The organism is Nonomuraea bangladeshensis (assembly GCF_039529455.1).
GTDB classification, from domain to species: Bacteria; Actinomycetota; Actinomycetes; order Streptosporangiales; family Streptosporangiaceae; genus Nonomuraea; species Nonomuraea bangladeshensis.
In genome coordinates this window covers 26,132-41,721 of record NZ_BAAAMV010000013.1, presented here as the reverse complement: position 1 = coordinate 41,721, position 15,590 = coordinate 26,132, and the positions used below count along the sequence as shown (strand labels likewise).

Here is a 15,590-nt window from a genome sequence, read left to right as displayed (position 1 = left end):
CAGGTAGGGTCCGGCTCATGCACATCCTCGCCACCGAGGGGCTGACCAAACGTTTCCCCACCGTCACCGCGGTCGACCAGCTCACGGTCACCGTCGGGCCCGGCGTCACCGGGCTGGTGGGGGCCAACGGCGCGGGCAAGTCGACGCTGATCAAGATCCTGCTCGGCCTGCTGCCGCCCACCAGCGGCACGGCCCGCGTACTCGACCTGGACGTCACCTCCCAGGGCGCCGGGATCCGCAGGCTCGTCGGTTACATGCCCGAGCACGAATGCCTGCCCCCCGACGTCTCCGCCACCGAGCTGGTGGTCCACCTCGCCCAGATGTCCGGGCTGCCGCGCACGGCCGCCCGCGAGCGCGCCGCCGACGTGCTGCGCCACGTCGGCCTCGCCGAAGAGCGCTACCGCCCGATCGGCGGCTACTCCACCGGCATGAAGCAGCGGGTCAAGCTGGCCCAGGCGCTCGTCCACGACCCCAAGGTGGTCTTCCTGGACGAGCCCACCAACGGCCTCGACCCGCGTGGCCGCGACGAGATGCTGGCGCTCGTCCGGCGCATCGGCACCGAGTTCGGCATCAGCGTGGTGGTCACCTCCCACCTGCTGGGCGAGCTCGAACGCATCTGCGACCACGTCGTGGTCATCGACGCGGGGCGGCTGCTGCGCTCGTCGGCCATCGGCGAGTTCACCCAGACCACGCGGACCGTCACGGTCGAGGTCGACGAGGGCATGGACGCGCTGGCCGCCCGCCTGTCCGAGGCCGGGCACACCGTCTCGCCGCAGGGGCGGCTGCTGGTGGTGGAGGTGGTGGGGCCGGAGACGTACGACGCCGTCCGCGACGCCGCCGCCGACCTCGACCTGTGCCTGATCCGGCTGGAGCAGGGCCGCCACCGCATCGAGGACGTCTTCAGGGAGGAGGTGGCGCATGTCTGAGATCTACGACATCGGCTACCGCCACTACGACGGGCCCCGGCTCGGCCGCGCCCACTCGTTCCGCGCGCTGGCCGTGCACAGCCTGCGCGGGATCTTCGGCCTCGGCCGCCCGGCGCGCAGCAAGATCGTGCCGTTCGCGCTGTTCGCCATCATGCTGATGCCCGCCGTCGTGAGCATCGCCCTCATGGCGCTGCTCAAGGAGCGCGGCATCGCCTACAGCGCGTACGCGGTGATCATGCAGGCCGTCGTGGCGATCTTCCTGGCCTCGCAGTCGCCCACCGTGGTCGCCCCCGACCTGCGCCACCGCGTGCTCCCGCTCTACCTGTCGCGGCCGGTCTCGGTCACCGACTACGTGGTCGCCAAGGTCGCGGCCATGACCGTGGCGGTGTTCCTGCTCGTCGCGGCGCCGCTCACCCTCATCTTCGTGGGTGAGGTGGTCGTGGACCTGCCGGGCGACCTGGCCACCGGCGAGTACGCCGGCTCGGTCCTCATGGCGCTGGCGCTGGCGCTGCTGCTGGCCGCGTTCGGGCTGGCGCTGGCCTCGTTCACGCCCCGGCGCGGGCTCGGCGTGGCCTCGGTGATGGTCGTCTACCTGCTGTCGTCCGCGTCCGTGCCCATCGTCTACGGCGCCTTCTACTCGACCGGCAACGAGGCCGCGGCCTCCTGGGCTGCGCTGCTCAACCCGTTCTGGCTGGTCGACTCCGTACAGTCCTGGTTGTTCGGCACCCCGTCGCACTTCATCGACGAGGCTCCCTACCCCAGCGGCCCCGCCTCGCTGGCGGTCCTCGTCCTGCTGATCGCCGCCGGCCTCGGCGCGCTCGCGCTGCGCTACCGGAAGGCGGCCGCCCGATGAAGATCGAGCTCTCCCAGGTGTCGCGCTGGTACGGCAACGTCGTCGCCGTCAACGACGTGACGATGACGATCGGCCCCGGCGTCACCGGCCTGCTCGGCCCCAACGGCGCCGGCAAGTCGACGCTCCTGCACATGATGGCGGGCTTCCTGGCCCCCTCGGGCGGCACGGTCACGCTCAACGGCGACCGCGTCTGGAAGAACCACCAGATTTACCGAAATATCGGGCTGGTCCCCGAACGTGAGGGCGTCTACGGCTTCCTCACCGGCTGGCAGTTCGTCCTGTCCGCCGCCCGGCTGCACGGCCTGTCCGACCCCGAGGAGGCCGCCCGCAAGGCCCTCGCCACGGTCGAGATGGAGGAGCCGAAGGACCGGCGGGTGGAGACGTACTCGAAGGGCATGCGCCAGCGCGTCAAGGTCGCCGCCGCGCTCGTCCACGACCCGCCCGTGCTGCTGCTGGACGAGCCGTTCAACGGCATGGACCCGCGTCAGCGCCTGCACCTCATGGACCTGATCCGGGCCATGGGCACGGCCGGCAAGACCATCCTGTTCAGCTCGCACATCCTGGAGGAGGTCGAGCGCGTCGCCCAGCACATCGAGGTGCTGGTCTCCGGCCGCCACGCCGCCTCCGGCGACTTCCGCGACATCCGCCGGCTCATGACCGACCGCCCCCACCTGTTCATGATCCGCTCCAGCGACGACAGGAAGCTCGCCGCCGCCCTCATCCGCGACCCCTCGGCCGGCGGCATCACGCTGCGCCCCGACGGCCTGGAGGTCCAGGCGACCGAGTTCCGGCGCTTCGCCCGCCTGCTGCCCAAGCTCGCCCAGGCCGAGGGCGTCCGCCTGCACCAGGTCTCCCCCGCCGACGAGGACCTGGAGAGCGTCTTCTCGTACCTGATCAACAGGAGCACCGGATGAACACCGTCGTCGCGGCCATCACCTACCGCGCCCTGCTCGGGCGGCGGCGGATCGTGCTGCTCCTGCTGCTGCCCCTCGCCCTGATCGCGCTCGCGGTGCTGTTCAAGCTGGTCGGCGAGAGCGACCAGCGCACCACCGTCCTGCTGCTGCAGAGCTTCGCGCTCAGCACCATGCTGCCGCTGCTCGGCCTCATCGCCGGCACCGGCGTCATCGCCCCCGAGATCGACGACGGCACGATCATCCACCTGATGTCCAAGCCGATCTCCCGCCCGGTCATCATCCGGACGAAGTTCGTGGTGGCCGTCTCGCTGCTGGCGCTGTTCGCGACGGTGCCGACGTACGTCGCCGGCTGGCTGCTCGTCGGGAACGAGGCCGGCATCGCGGCCGGGTTCGCCGTCGGCGCCCTGGTGGCGGGCATCGCCTACGCGGCGCTCTTCCTGCTGCTCGGCGTCGTCACCCGGCACGCGGTCACGATCGGCGTCATCTACGCCCTGGTCTGGGAGAGCCTCGTGGGCAACCTCGTCCCGGGCGCCCGCCGCTTCTCCATCCAGGCGTGGGGACAGTCCGTCGCCGGCCAGATCACCGACTCCCCGTTCTTCCGTACGGACGTCACCCTGGGCTTCGCCGTCCCCGCCCTGATCGTCGTCACCCTCGCCGGCGTCTTCTGGGCAGGCCGCCGCCTACGCGTCTATTCCTTGACCGGAGACGAATAACCGCGGCACTCCTGGGCAGAGCGATGGGACCAGGGGTACGAGAAGGGCCCACGGGGAGCGCTCCCCGTGGGCCCTTCTTCTTTCGTCGCTCAGGTGCCGCAGGCTCTGCGGACCACGTCGGCGAGGCGGTTGGCCACCTGGGTGGCGTGCTCCTCCGACGCGGCCTCGACCATGACCCTGATCATCGGCTCGGTGCCGCTCGGCCGGATCAGCACCCGGCCGGTCTCCCCCAGCTCCGCCTCGGCCGCCCGCACGGCGGCCGTCAGCTCGTCGGCGCCGGCCTTGGCCTTGTCGACGTCCTTGACGTTGATGAGGATCTGCGGCAGCGGCGTCATCACCGCGGCCAGCTCCTTCAGCGGCACGCCCGTCTTCGCCACCACGCCCAGCAGGTGGAGCGAGGTGAGCAGGCCGTCGCCGGTGGTGGCGTGGTCCAGCATGATGACGTGGCCCGACTGCTCGCCGCCGAGGTTGTAGCCGTCGGACTTCATGCGTTCGAGCACGTAGCGGTCGCCCACCGCGGTCTCCACCACGGAGATGCCCGCCTCGCGCATCGCCAGCTTGAAGCCCAGGTTGGACATCACGGTCGCGACCACGGTGTCCTTGGCCAGCAGGCCCTCGTCGTGCATGGCGCCGGCCAGGATCGCCATGATCCGGTCGCCGTCCACGATCTCGCCCGTGTGATCGACGGCGAGGCAGCGGTCGGCGTCGCCGTCGTAGGCCACGCCCAGGTCCGCGCCGCGCGAGACGACCACCTGGCGGACTCGGTCGAGGTGGGTGGAGCCGTAGCCGTCGTTGATGTTGAGGCCGTCGGGGCGGGCCCCGATGGCCTCGACGCGGGCGCCGGCCCGCACCAGCGCCTCCGGAGCCACCATGTGGGCGGCGCCGTGGGCGCAGTCGACGACCACGCTGAGCCCGTCGAGCGGGTGGTTCATCGTGGTCAGCACGTGCGAGATGTAACGGTCGGCCTCACCGTAGGCGTCACGCACCCGGCCCACGCCGGAGCCGACGGGGAAGCCCCACTCCTCGCCGAGCCGCCGCTCGATCTCGTCCTCGACCGCGTCGGACAGCTTGAAGCCGCCGCGGGCCAGGAACTTGATGCCGTTGTCCGGCGCAGCGTTGTGCGAGGCCGACAACATGACGCCGAGGTCGGCGCCGAGCGCGGCCGTGAGGTGGGCGACGGCGGGCGTGGGCAGCACCCCGAGCCGCAGCACGTCCACCCCGGACGCCGCGAGGCCGGCGACCACGGCGGCCTCGAGGAACTCCCCCGAGGCGCGCGGGTCCCGGCCCACCACCGCCACCGGATGACGCCCGGTGGCGGCGAACGCGCCTGCATCGCCGAGGACGTGGGCCGCCGCCACGGACAGATCCATGGCGAGCTGGGCCGTGAGGTCGCGGCCCGCGACCCCTCGTACCCCGTCGGTGCCGAAAAGGCGCGCCAATTTAGCGCTTGCTGTACTGCGGAGCCTTGCGGGCCTTCTTGAGGCCGTACTTCTTCCGCTCCGTGGCGCGGGCGTCACGGGTGAGGAAGCCGGCCTTCTTCAGCGGCGGCCGGTTGACCTCGACGTCCAGGATCGCCAGCGCGCGGGACAGGCCCATGCGCAGCGCGCCGGCCTGGCCGGTCACGCCGCCGCCGTCGATGCGGGCGATGACGTCGAACGCCTCCTCGGCGCCGAGCACGACGAACGGCTCGTTGACGATCTGCTGGTGGACCTTGTTCGGGAAGTAGACGTCCAGCGAACGGCCGTTGATCGTCCACTTGCCGGTGCCGGGGACGATGCGCACGCGGGCGATCGCCTCCTTGCGGCGACCGGTGCCGTACGAGTTGCCCGTGGTGACGGGCTTACGCACAGGCGCGTCAGCGCTGGCGGTGGACTCGGTGGTGTACTCGGAAGGGAAGTCCTCGCCGGAGTATTCCTCCAGCTCGGCCTCGACCGTCTCGACACCGGTGGGCTCAGCCACGGTTCTCCTCTAAATCTTTCGCTACTACTGGGCGATCTGGGTGATCTGGAACGGCACGGGCTTCTGGGCCTGGTGCGGGTGCTCGGCGCCCGCGTAGACCTTCAGCTTCTTGGCCATCTTCCGGCCGAGGGAGTTCTTCGGCAGCATGCCCTTGACGGCCTTCTCGACGGCCTTGTCGGGCCGCTTCTCCATGAGCTCGCCGTACGAGACGGAACGCAGACCGCCCGGGTAGCCCGAGTGGCGGTACGCCTTCTTCTGCTCAAGCTTGTTGCCGCTCAGCGCGATCTTGTCCGCGTTGATGACGATGACGAAGTCACCGGTGTCGACGTGGTTGGCGAAGATCGGCTTGTGCTTGCCGCGGAGCAGGGTCGCGACGTGGCTGGCCAGCCGGCCCAGCACGACATCGGTCGCGTCGATGACGTACCACTGACGCTGGACGTCGGCGGGCTTCGGTGAGTACGTGCGCACGGTCGTAGCCTTCTTTATGCTCGCGTCTTCGGCGCTGTCGGATGCGACAGCCGCATTGGTCGGTCGGTGCGGGCACACGGCAGCCCGGACCTTCCGTCTCCTCGCTACGGGAGATGACGCCGGACGCGCCGCGCATTGGTCACGCAGGACCTATGCACACAACGAACGATTAGGTTACCCGCCCACCTGTCTGCAGGTCAAAAGACCGGTACCCGCGGAAGAGTCTACCCGACTCAGAACGGTTCGATTTCGTTTCCCTGGGACCCCTTCTTTCCCACGACCTTTCATCCCTATCGTTGTTTGCGGTATGTGGCAGACCTCTCACACCCGGCCATCCCAGCGGGGCGCTCGGCGCCGGAGCCATCTGGGTGTGTTGACCTGCCTCATGTTCGCCGTGCTGTTCACGGGGGTGCTGATCGGTCGATTGACGGACGATCCGGCGGCGGACCCCCACATCTACCTCAACGGCACCGCCCCGCCCGCCGCGGCCACGGCCAACCCCGCGCCGACCGTCGAGAAGAAGGCGTACCAGCAGCTCGAAAGCATCCCGCGCGAGGTCACGACCAACCGGCTCCCGGGCGGCGCGACCCCCAAGCCCACCGCCTCGCGCACCGACAGCCAGATCCCCGGCTCCTTCGACAGCCAGGGCGATCCCACCCAGGTGCTCGGCGGCGACCAGGACGCCGAGGTGGCGCTCATCCCCGGCCTCGCGGGCCGCGTCGTCACGCTCACGAACGCGGCCAGGGCCCGGCGCGGCTGCGGGCCGCTGCGGGTGGACTCGGGGCTGACCCGCTCGGCGCGTACGCACGCGCTGGAGATGGCCCGTACCGGCCGGCTCACCCACAACTCCCCCGGCGGCGACTCCCCCTGGGACCGCATGGAGCGCGCCGGATACCGCTACGGCGCCGCCGAGAACATCGGCGCCGGCTACAGCACGGCCGAGGAGGCGGTGCGCGGCTGGCTCGACAGCCCCGACCACCGCAGGAACATCCTCGACTGCGACCTGAGGGCCATCGGCGTGGGCGTCGCCTCCGGCCCTGACGGCCCTTGGTGGACCCAGGACTTCGGAACTCAGTGAGCCACGTCGCGGTAATGTCGCCGCATGGGTTTTCCCGAGCAGCCTGAGAACGCCCAGGAGCGCGCCCCTCGCCGGTCCCGCCGCGCTCGCCCCTTCGACGACGCCGCACCCGCGCAGCAACCGCCCCCCGGCGCCCCTGGTGGAGCCCCCGGTGCCCCCGGCGGTCCCGGCGGTCCCGGTGCCTTCGGCGGTCCCGGTGCTTTCGGCGGTCCCGGTGCTTTCGGCGCCCCTGGCGGCCCTGACGGCCCCGGCATTCCTGGCGCGCCCGGCGCGGAGGCCGCCGGCGACCCCGCTCCTGGCGCGGCCACGCAGGTCAACAGCAGGATCGGCTGGAGCCCCTACGACGAGGGGCCGCGCTCACGCGCGCCGCTGTGGTTCGCGATCGGCGGCGTGCTGGTGCTCGGCGCGCTCGGCGGCGGCATCGCCATGATGTGGAACGCGGGCGGCCCCACCAGCGCCGAGACCGCCGAGCCGCAGCGCACCTCGGCCCCGCTGCCGTCCGTGCCGCCCGGCAAGTACGGCTACGCCGAGAACCGCTCGACCGACCCCGACCCCATCTCGGTCAAGGAGGTCTTCGGCAAGAAGCGGAAGTTCACCACGTCCGGCCGCGGCTACGAGGTGACGATCACCAGCAAGGACAAGAAGTGCACCGACGGCGCGCTCGGCGACAAGCTGCAGAAGGCGCTCAAAGCCGCCAAGTGCACGCAATTCGTCCGGGCGAGCTTCCGCGACAAGGCGGGCACGGTGATCGGCACGGTCGGCCTGGCCAACCTCTCGACCGGCAAGAACGCCGGCAAGGTGGCCAAGGTCGGCGACGCGAGCAACTACGTGAAGCCGCTGACCGGTAAGGACAGTGTCACCAAGTTTCTAGGGTCGGGCAGCGGCGGGGCGCGGATCTGGACGCACGGTCACTACGCGGTCCTCGTCTGGTTCCAGAACAAGAACGGCACCAAGCCCGACGCAAAGGGACAAAAGCGCATTTCACAGGCAATTGACGACATCACGAAGGCGACAGTCTTCAAGGCTCTGGACAACCGGACGCTGACCGGCAGCCCGTTGACGTAACCCGTCTTCTGCCGTCTTAACCCCCCAAACGGGATGCCCACTGCCTCTGGGAACGCCCATACCGACGTAACGATCTCGCCTCTCTCGCTAGGCTCCCCCTATGCGTGGTCAGGAACCCGGGTCTGAACACGATCGCAAGGGCACCGGCAACACTGCCCGACCTGCGACGCCGCCGCCTAGCTTCGGCCAGACCAACGGGCGAGCCCAACCGCCGGCGCCCGCCTCCCCAGCGGAGGAGCCCGGCGACGAGACCGTGTCCGTCGTCCCCCCGATCCTCGGGTCCGTACCCACCGAGCCGCCGTCGGGGGCAGGGGGCGCCGTACAGCCGTGGGAGGTGCCGACGGACGCCGGCACACCGTACGACTGGTACGCCGACCACGCCGACGCCGACCCCCCGTCCCACACCCCCCGCCACCCCGCACCAGCCCCACCCCACTCCACCCCCGGCGCCACCCCACCTGGCCCCGGCCCCATGCAGCCCGGCTACGGCGCCGCTCGCCCCAGCGCTGACACCGCCCAGCCCGGCTACGGCGTCGCTCACCCCAGCGCTGGCACCGCCCAGCCCGACCACGGCCTCGCGCAACCTGGCCACGGCCTCGCGCAACCCGGCCATGGCGCCACTCACCTCGGCTCCGACCAGACTCATCCCGGCCTGAACCAGCCCCACCCTGGTGCCGCGCCCCCCGGCCCCGGCGCCCAGCCGCCCTCCGGCTACGGTCGCTCGCCCCACTCCGGGGCCAACCCGTACCCCGCGCCCTCCCAGGCCGCCGACGTTCCTCAACACCCGCCGACGGTGCCGTACCCGGCCCAGCCACACGCCGCCCCGCACCCAAGCGGCCCGTACACGGGACAGCAGGCCGGCGACCCCCGAACCGTCCATCCGCAGCCCACAAGCGGCCCGCACACCACCCAACCGCCCGCGATGGGGCAGGCCCCCGGCGCGGAGACCGCACACCCGCACGTCAGCGGCCCGCAGCCCATCCCCCCGCACGCCGCTTCTCCGGGTGGCACCGGACCGTACGCCGTTACCCCTCACGCTGCTCCCCCGCACGCCACTTTTCCAGGCGGCACCGAGGCACACGCCACTTCCCCTCACACCGCGTTCCCGGGTGGCGCCGAGCCGCACGCCGCTTCCCCTTACGGCGGCTCTCCGGACGCCGCTTCTCAGCAGGCCCCTGTCCCGCAGCCTGGGCAGCCGTCCGCCGACACCCCGTGGGTCGGGCCGCTCCAGGCGGACCTCCAGGGCGTGATCGGCCACCAGCCCGCCGAGGGTGCCCCCTGGCCGTCCGCCACCCCGGCGTCCGACGGCCGTCCCGCCCCGCAGCAGCCGACCGCGCAGGACCCGCCGTCCTGGCCCGTGAACCCCGGCGTACCCGGTGCGCCCCCGTGGGAGCCGCCTCCCGCCTTCACCGCCGCAGCGGCGGGCATGCCCGTATGGCCGGCCCCGCCCTCGGACCCGCACGCCATGCCCCCGTGGCCCGCCGCCACCGGCGAGCTGGTGGCCGAGCCCGACGAGCCTCAGCCCACCGCCTTCGACGCCAACGCCACCGACCCGGAGGGCACCGTTCGCCCACCCCACAGTTCCGCCGCGCCCACCCCGGACCAGCCCCAGGTACCGAGCCACCCACAACAAGGCCCCAGCGGTCCGCAGGGCCCGGGCCACGCGCAAGGACCGAGCCACCTGCAGCAAGGCCCCAGCGGCCCACAAGGCCCGGGTCACGTACAAGGGCCGAGCCACCCGCAGGGCCCAGGCTACGTACAAGGGCCGAGCCACCCGCAGGGCCCAGGCCACGTACAAGGGGTGAGTGACCCGCAAGGGCCGAGCGGCCCGCACCCCGTCCAGCGCCCCGCCGGCCTCTCGCAGCCCGCCACCGGCCTCACCGCCTACCCCGCCACCACCGCCCCGGGCATCTCCACGCCCGGCCCAGGCGCCCCTCCGCCCGCGAGCCAGAACGCCTCCGCGCCCGGACACCCCGCCTCTCCCGACGGCACCGACCCGGACGCCACCCGTCCCGGCGCTGTCCCCGTTCCTCAGGAAGGTCCTCACCGGCACCCCTCCGACGACGCCCAGCAGGGCGCGACGCCGGACGAGGACCCGCGACGGCACAGCGGCGGCCACGCGATCCCCCTCTCCGCCCCCGTGGCCGAGGCCGTGGACACCCGCCCTGCCGAGCAGCGGCAACCGTCGGACGCGCCCCTGCCGCCCCAGCCGGCCGCCCCCTCCGGAGCACCCGCGTCTCCCCACGGCGCCACGCCGCCCGAGGACACCGGCACCCCGGACGACGACCAGCCGCCCGCCACCCCCTTCGACCCGAACGCCCCCACCCCGGTCCGCCCAGCAGAGCCCGGTGACGTCCCCGTCTGGCCGCCGCTCCCGCCGGGCGCGACGGACGCGACGGACGCGACGGGCGCGACGGCCCCGCAGCGGATCCCCGACCTCCCCTTCTCCCGCGACACCTGGGGCCAGCGCCAGTCCACCAGCCTGGACCTGCCGACCCCGCCCCACGGCCTGGCGGTCACCACGGCGGGCAAGGGCACGGCCGGAGGCGGCCCGGCGTTCCCGCCGGGGGCGTTCAAGCAGGCCCCGTTCCAGATCCCGCCCCCACCCCCGCCCCCCTCAGGCGGCGGGAAGCGGGCGCTGCTGGTCACCCTGGGCGCCCTCGCCCTGGTCGGCGTCGCCACCGGCGGTTTCTTCGCCTATCAGGCGGTGAGCGACCCGGCCCCCACCACGGCCGCCGCCCGCACCGGCCCCCCGTCCGGCCAGGACGGGCAAGGTCAGGGGCAGGGCCAGGGCCAGCCCCAGCAGACCGCCGTCACCAGCGACGGCCCCGGCGCGTCCGTTCTCGACTCGGAGCAGAGCGACCCGCAGAAGCTGTCGCTGTCGGAGGCGTTCCCGAAGAAGAAGGTGAGCGCGGCGGGCACGACGTTCAAACGGGTCAAGGCCGGTATGGAGACGACCTGCGACAAGGCCGCCACCGGCGCCTTCGCCGACGCGCTGAAGGCGCAGAGCTGCACCCGCGTCCTCCGCGCCACCTACGTGGACAGCAAGAAGCGCTACGCGGTCACCACGGGCATCGCGGTCCTGCCGACCAAGGAAGCCGCCACCGCCGTCGACCAGACGAAGGACCTCGGGAAGAACGTCTGGTTCCGCCCGCTGCCCGGCCCCAAGGGCTCGGGCGGCGATCGGGTGCAGATCGCCGGCGGGTACGCGGCCGGCCTCGTCTGGGGCCGCTACATCGTCTTCAGCTACGCCACGTACGCCGACGGCCGCACCCCGGCCGACAACGAGAAGACGCTGCCGAAGGTCAGCGGCGCCTTCCGCGACGAGACCTCACTCGTCCTGGAGCGCCGCGTCACCGGCGGCTGAGGCCGCGTCGCCGGGGACCGGCAGGGTGCGCACCCGCCGCGTGGCCGCCGCCCGCGCGGCGAGCTCGGCGTCCGGCGGGTAGCCCACCTCCTCCAGGCACAGCCCGTGGGCGGGCGCGACGTGCACGCCCGAGTCGCGTACGGCCCGGACCAGCACCTGTCCGGGCCATTCCACCGGCCGCCGCCCGTCGCCGGCCGCCAGCAGCGACCCGACCAGCGCCCGCACCATCGAGTGGCAGAACGCGTCGGCCACGACGGTGGCCACCAGCACGCCGCCGGGCTCGCGCGCCCAGTCGAGCCGCCGCAGCTCCCGGATGGTCGTGGCGCCCTCGCGCTTCTTGCAGAAGGCCGCGAAGTCGTGCTCGCCGAGCAGCCGGGCCGCGGCCGCGTTGAGCGCGTCGAGGTCGAGGGGGCGGTTGTGCCAGACGATCTCGTGCCGCCGCAGCGGGTCCACTCCGCCCACCGTGTCGCACACCCGGTACGCGTACCGCCGGAACGTCGCCGAGAACCGTGCGTCAAAGCCCTCAGGAGCCACGCTGACGCGATGAACCCGTACATCGAGGGGCAGAACCCCACCCAGCCGCCGAACGAGCGCAGCGAGCCGCTCCGCCGTGCCGAGCGGCCCCCGGTTGCCGTCCAGCTCGGCGAGGGCGTCGTCCGGCACGTCCAGATGGGCGACCTGGCCGCGGGCGTGCACGCCGGCGTCCGTCCGCCCGGCCACGGTCAGCGTCACGGGCTCGCCGAGGCGCAGGATCCGGCCGAGCGCCTGTTCGAGCTCGCCCTGGACGGTACGCCGCCCGGGCTGCCGGGCCCAGCCGGAGAACTCGCTCCCGTCGTACGCGAGGTCGAGGCGGAGCCGTACCACGATGAATCCCCCTGAGAGAGCAAAGGGCCCGGCCCCCCGTGGAGGGGTCCGGGCCCGATACGTCCTGCCTGAAAGATCAGGCTTCGTCCTTCTTCTCCGCGTCCTTCTTCTCCGCGTCGCCGGCGCCCTCGGCGGCCTGAGCCTCCGGAGCCTCGGCGGTCTCGGCCTTGGGCTCCTCGGCGGCGTCGGCCTCGGCGGCCTCAGCAGCCTCGGCCTTCGGGGCCTCCTCGGTCGCCGGAGCGGCGGCCGGGGCGGCGGGGGCCTCGGTGCGGCGGGTCGTGACGGCGTTCAGCGGCTCGGTCACCAGCTCGATGATCGCCATGGGGGCGTTGTCGCCCTTACGCGGACCGATCTTGGTGATCCGGGTGTAGCCACCGGGACGCTCCGCGAACGTCGTCGCGATCTCGGTGAAGAGGTGGTGCACGACGCCCTTGTCCCTGACGACGGTCAGGACCTGGCGACGGTTGTGGATGTCGCCCTTCTTCGCCTTGGTGATCAGGCGCTCCGCGACCGGACGCAGGCGCTTGGCCTTCGCGACCGTCGTACGGATCTTGCCGTGCCGGAACAGGTCCGTCGCCAGGTTGGCCAGGATCAGCCGCTCGTGCGCCGGGCTGCCGCCAAGACGGGCACCCTTGGTGGGCTTGGGCATGGGATTCTCTCCTCGGAGTCAACCCGCCCCGGCCGTGCCAGGTACCGGAGTCGGGCCGCCAGGCCCCCTGCTTGCCAGGGGGCCCGCGCTATCAGTGTGTGATCAGTACTGCTCGGTCTCGACGTACGCGCTGTCGTCGTCGTCGTAGCCGCCGCCGGCCACCGCGCTCGGGTCGAACCCGGGCGGGGAGTCCTTGAGCGACAGCGACATCTCGTGCAGCTTCTGCTTGACCTCTTCGATCGACTTGGCGCCGAAGTTCCTTATGTCGAGCAGGTCCTGCTCGCTCCGCGCGACGAGCTCGCCCACGGTGTGGATGCCCTCGCGCTTGAGGCAGTTGTACGAGCGGACGGTGAGGTTGAGCTCCTCGATCGGCAGCGCAAGGTCGGCCGCCAGGGCGGCGTCGGTGGGCGACGGGCCGATGTCGATGCCCTCGGCCTCGACGTTGAGCTCACGGGCCAGGCCGAAGAGCTCGACGAGGGTCTTGCCGGCGGAGGCCACCGCGTCGCGGGGCTTCATGGCGGGCTTGGTCTCGACGTCGAGGATGAGCCGGTCGAAGTCGGTCCGCTGCTCGACTCGGGTGGCCTCGACCTTGTAGGTGACCTTGAGCACCGGGGAGTAGATCGAGTCGATCGGGATGCGACCGATCTCCTGGCCCGGCTGCTTGTTCTGGGCGGCGGAGACGTAGCCGCGGCCGCGCTCGACGGTCAGCTCCATCTCCAGCTTGGCCTTGCCGTTGAGCGTCGCGATGCGCAGCTCGGGGTTGTGCACCTCGACACCGGCCGGAGGCGCGATGTCGGCGGCGGTGACCTCGCCCGGGCCCTGCTTGCGCAGGTACATCACGACCGGCTCGTCGTGCTCGGAGGAGACGACCAGTTCCTTGAGGTTGAGGATGATGTCGGTGACGTCTTCCTTGACCCCGGGAACGGTCGAGAACTCGTGCAGCACGCCCTCGATGCGGATGCTCGTCACGGCCGCGCCCGGAATGGACGACAGCAGCGTGCGACGCAGCGAGTTGCCGATGGTGTAACCGAAGCCCGGCTCCAGCGGCTCGATCACGAACCGGGACCGGGTGTCGTCGAGCGACTCTTCCAGGAGAGTCGGGCGCTGAGCGATCAGCATGTGCGGGTTCTCCCCTTTTTCGTGTGGCGCCCGCTATATGACACCACTCCGATGAAAAGCGTAGCCGAGGTACGGCGAACCGCACCTCGGCCGAGGCTCACTTCGAGTAGTACTCGACGATGAGCTGCTCCTGGACCTGGGTGTCGATCTGCTGCCGGACGGGCAGCTGGTGCACCAGGACGCGGAGCTTGTCCGGCACGACGCCCAGCCAGGCCGGGATCGTGCGGTCGCCGGCCGTGGCCCGCGCGACCTCGTACGGCATGAGGTTGCGCTTGTTCTCGCGGACCTCGATGATGTCGTGCTCCCGGACCAGGTAGGACGGGATGTCGACCTTTTTGCCGTTCACCAGGATGTGCCCGTGACGGACCTGCTGGCGGGCGGCGTCGCGCGACTGGGCGAAACCGGCGCGGTAGACCACGTTGTCGAGGCGGCTCTCCAGGATCTGGAGCAGCACCTCACCGGTCTTGCCGGTCTTGCGGGAGGCTTCCTCGTAGTAGTTGTGGAACTGCTTCTCGAGGACGCCGTAGATGCGGCGGGTCTTCTGCTTCTCACGAAGCTGAAGCTGGTACTCGGACTCCTTGGGACGTCCGCGGCCGTGCTCACCCGGCGGGTAAGGACGGATCTCGATGGGGCACTTGGCGGATTCGCACTTGCTGCCCTTGAGGAAGAGCTTGGTCTTCTCGCGGCGGCACAGCTTGCAGTCCGCGCCCGTGTAACGAGCCATGTGTCTCTATCTCCTGCGCTATCTCAGACGCGGCGGCGCTTGGGCGGCCGGCAACCGTTGTGCGGAACCGGGGTGACGTCCTGGATCGAGCCCACTTCGAGGCCGGTGGCCTGCAGCGAGCGGATCGCGGTCTCACGGCCGGAGCCGGGACCCTTGACGAAGACGTCGACCTTGCGCATGCCGTGCTCCATGGCGCGGCGGGCGGCGTTCTCGGCGGCCATCTGGGCGGCGAACGGGGTGGACTTACGGGAGCCCTTGAAACCCACGTGGCCGGCGCTGGCCCAGGAGATCACGTTCCCGCTGGGGTCGGTGATCGAGACGATCGTGTTGTTGAACGTGCTCTTGATGTGGGCGTGCCCGTGAGCGACGTTCTTCTTCTCCTTGCGGCGCACCTTCTTCGGCGCGCCCTGACGGCTCTTAGGAGGCATTGTTTGCCGTTACTCCTGAGGTCTTCGGTCCAGCGGCTGCGAGGACTACTTCTTACCGGGCTTCTTCTTGCCGGCGACGGTCTTCTTCTTGCCCTTGCGGGTGCGCGCGTTGGTCTGCGTGCGCTGACCGTGCACGGGCAGGCCCTTGCGGTGCCGGATGCCCTGGTAGCAACCGATCTCGATCTTGCGACGGATGTCGGCCTGGACCTCGCGGCGCAGGTCACCCTCGATCTTGAAGTTCGCCTCGATGTAGTCACGCATCGGGACGAGCTCGGTGTCGCTGAGCTGGTGGACGCGAAGGTCCCCGCTGACACCGGTGGCCTCGAGGATCTCCTGGGCGCGGGTGCGGCCGATCCCGTAAATGTAGGTGAGAGCGATCTCCAGCCGCTTGTCGCGGGGGAGGTCGACGCCAACCAGGCGAGCCATGGTCGGGCATTCTCCTTTTCTGTGGCGGAGGTCTTGC

At 71.4% G+C, this 15,590-nt stretch carries 16 protein-coding genes; 7 read left to right on the top strand and 9 right to left on the bottom strand.

Annotation, left to right across the window (positions count from 1 at the left end):
* The first annotated feature begins 17 nt into the window (after nt 1–17).
* From ABD292_RS39325 to ABD292_RS39310, 4 genes are read left to right on the top strand one after another with little or no spacing between them, the layout of a single operon-like run.
* Nucleotides 18–926: an ABC transporter ATP-binding protein gene (locus tag ABD292_RS39325; protein WP_344216698.1), complete on the top strand. Its 909-nt coding sequence runs from the start codon at nt 18–20 to the stop codon at nt 924–926.
* The gene (locus ABD292_RS39320) at nt 919–1,779 is read left to right on the top strand and encodes an ABC transporter permease (RefSeq protein ID WP_344216696.1); all 861 of its coding nucleotides are present in this window, start codon (nt 919–921) and stop codon (nt 1,777–1,779) included. Before ABD292_RS39325 ends, ABD292_RS39320 begins: the two co-directional genes overlap by 8 nt.
* The gene (locus tag ABD292_RS39315) at nt 1,776–2,693 is read left to right on the top strand and encodes an ABC transporter ATP-binding protein (protein WP_344216694.1); all 918 of its coding nucleotides are present in this window, start codon (nt 1,776–1,778) and stop codon (nt 2,691–2,693) included. The genes ABD292_RS39320 and ABD292_RS39315 overlap by 4 nt, the downstream gene beginning before the upstream one ends.
* Nucleotides 2,690–3,406, top strand: a complete 717-nt coding sequence (locus ABD292_RS39310; protein WP_344216692.1) for an ABC transporter permease — start codon at nt 2,690–2,692, stop codon at nt 3,404–3,406. The genes ABD292_RS39315 and ABD292_RS39310 overlap by 4 nt, the downstream gene beginning before the upstream one ends.
* Nucleotides 3,407–3,495: 89 nt before the next feature.
* Here the strand turns inward: ABD292_RS39310 and glmM are convergent, their stop codons facing one another.
* The 3 genes from glmM to rplM are packed head-to-tail and all read right to left on the bottom strand — an operon-like array spanning nt 3,496 to nt 5,833.
* Entirely contained in the window at nt 3,496–4,845 is a 1,350-nt protein-coding gene (glmM, locus tag ABD292_RS39305) for a phosphoglucosamine mutase (protein WP_344216690.1), read from the bottom strand.
* A 1-nt stretch (nt 4,846) separates the two neighbouring features.
* The gene (gene rpsI / locus ABD292_RS39300) at nt 4,847–5,365 is read right to left on the bottom strand and encodes a 30S ribosomal protein S9 (protein WP_329585493.1); all 519 of its coding nucleotides are present in this window, start codon (nt 5,363–5,365) and stop codon (nt 4,847–4,849) included.
* Between the two features lie 24 nt (nt 5,366–5,389).
* Complete coding sequence (rplM, locus tag ABD292_RS39295; RefSeq protein ID WP_020542277.1) at nt 5,390–5,833, bottom strand: 50S ribosomal protein L13; 444 nt, start codon at nt 5,831–5,833, stop codon at nt 5,390–5,392.
* 370 nt (nt 5,834–6,203) lie between these two features.
* Here rplM and ABD292_RS39290 point away from each other — a divergent pair, with 370 nt between their 5' ends.
* The 3 genes from ABD292_RS39290 to ABD292_RS39280 all read left to right on the top strand — a co-directional run bounded on the left by ABD292_RS39290 (nt 6,204) and on the right by ABD292_RS39280 (nt 11,343).
* Entirely contained in the window at nt 6,204–6,911 is a 708-nt protein-coding gene (locus tag ABD292_RS39290; RefSeq protein WP_344216687.1) for a CAP domain-containing protein, read from the top strand.
* 24 nt (nt 6,912–6,935) lie between these two features.
* Nucleotides 6,936–7,976: a hypothetical protein gene (locus ABD292_RS39285; protein ID WP_344216685.1), complete on the top strand. Its 1,041-nt coding sequence runs from the start codon at nt 6,936–6,938 to the stop codon at nt 7,974–7,976.
* A gap of 1,801 nt (nt 7,977–9,777) precedes the next feature.
* Nucleotides 9,778–11,343 carry a hypothetical protein gene (locus ABD292_RS39280; protein ID WP_344216683.1) on the top strand — a complete coding sequence of 522 codons (1,566 nt, stop codon included), beginning with the start codon at nt 9,778–9,780 and terminating at the stop codon, nt 11,341–11,343.
* Here ABD292_RS39280 and truA read toward each other — a convergent pair.
* The 6 genes from truA to rpsM form a co-directional block, all read right to left on the bottom strand.
* The gene (truA, locus tag ABD292_RS39275) at nt 11,308–12,207 is read right to left on the bottom strand and encodes a tRNA pseudouridine(38-40) synthase TruA (RefSeq protein ID WP_344216681.1); all 900 of its coding nucleotides are present in this window, start codon (nt 12,205–12,207) and stop codon (nt 11,308–11,310) included. The two genes, ABD292_RS39280 and truA, sit on opposite strands and share 36 nt — an antisense overlap.
* A 76-nt stretch (nt 12,208–12,283) precedes the next feature.
* On the bottom strand, nt 12,284–12,856 hold the full coding sequence (gene rplQ, locus ABD292_RS39270; protein WP_344216679.1) for a 50S ribosomal protein L17: 573 nt from the start codon (nt 12,854–12,856) through the stop codon (nt 12,284–12,286).
* 102 nt (nt 12,857–12,958) lie between these two features.
* Nucleotides 12,959–13,975: a DNA-directed RNA polymerase subunit alpha gene (locus ABD292_RS39265; protein WP_020542283.1), complete on the bottom strand. Its 1,017-nt coding sequence runs from the start codon at nt 13,973–13,975 to the stop codon at nt 12,959–12,961.
* A 97-nt stretch (nt 13,976–14,072) separates the two neighbouring features.
* Entirely contained in the window at nt 14,073–14,699 is a 627-nt protein-coding gene (rpsD, locus tag ABD292_RS39260) for a 30S ribosomal protein S4 (RefSeq protein ID WP_020542284.1), read from the bottom strand.
* A 23-nt stretch (nt 14,700–14,722) separates the two neighbouring features.
* On the bottom strand, nt 14,723–15,127 hold the full coding sequence (gene rpsK, locus ABD292_RS39255) for a 30S ribosomal protein S11 (RefSeq protein ID WP_012887860.1): 405 nt from the start codon (nt 15,125–15,127) through the stop codon (nt 14,723–14,725).
* A gap of 45 nt (nt 15,128–15,172) precedes the next feature.
* Complete coding sequence (gene rpsM / locus ABD292_RS39250) at nt 15,173–15,553, bottom strand: 30S ribosomal protein S13 (RefSeq protein WP_020542286.1); 381 nt, start codon at nt 15,551–15,553, stop codon at nt 15,173–15,175.
* Between the last annotated feature and the right edge of the window lie 37 nt (nt 15,554–15,590).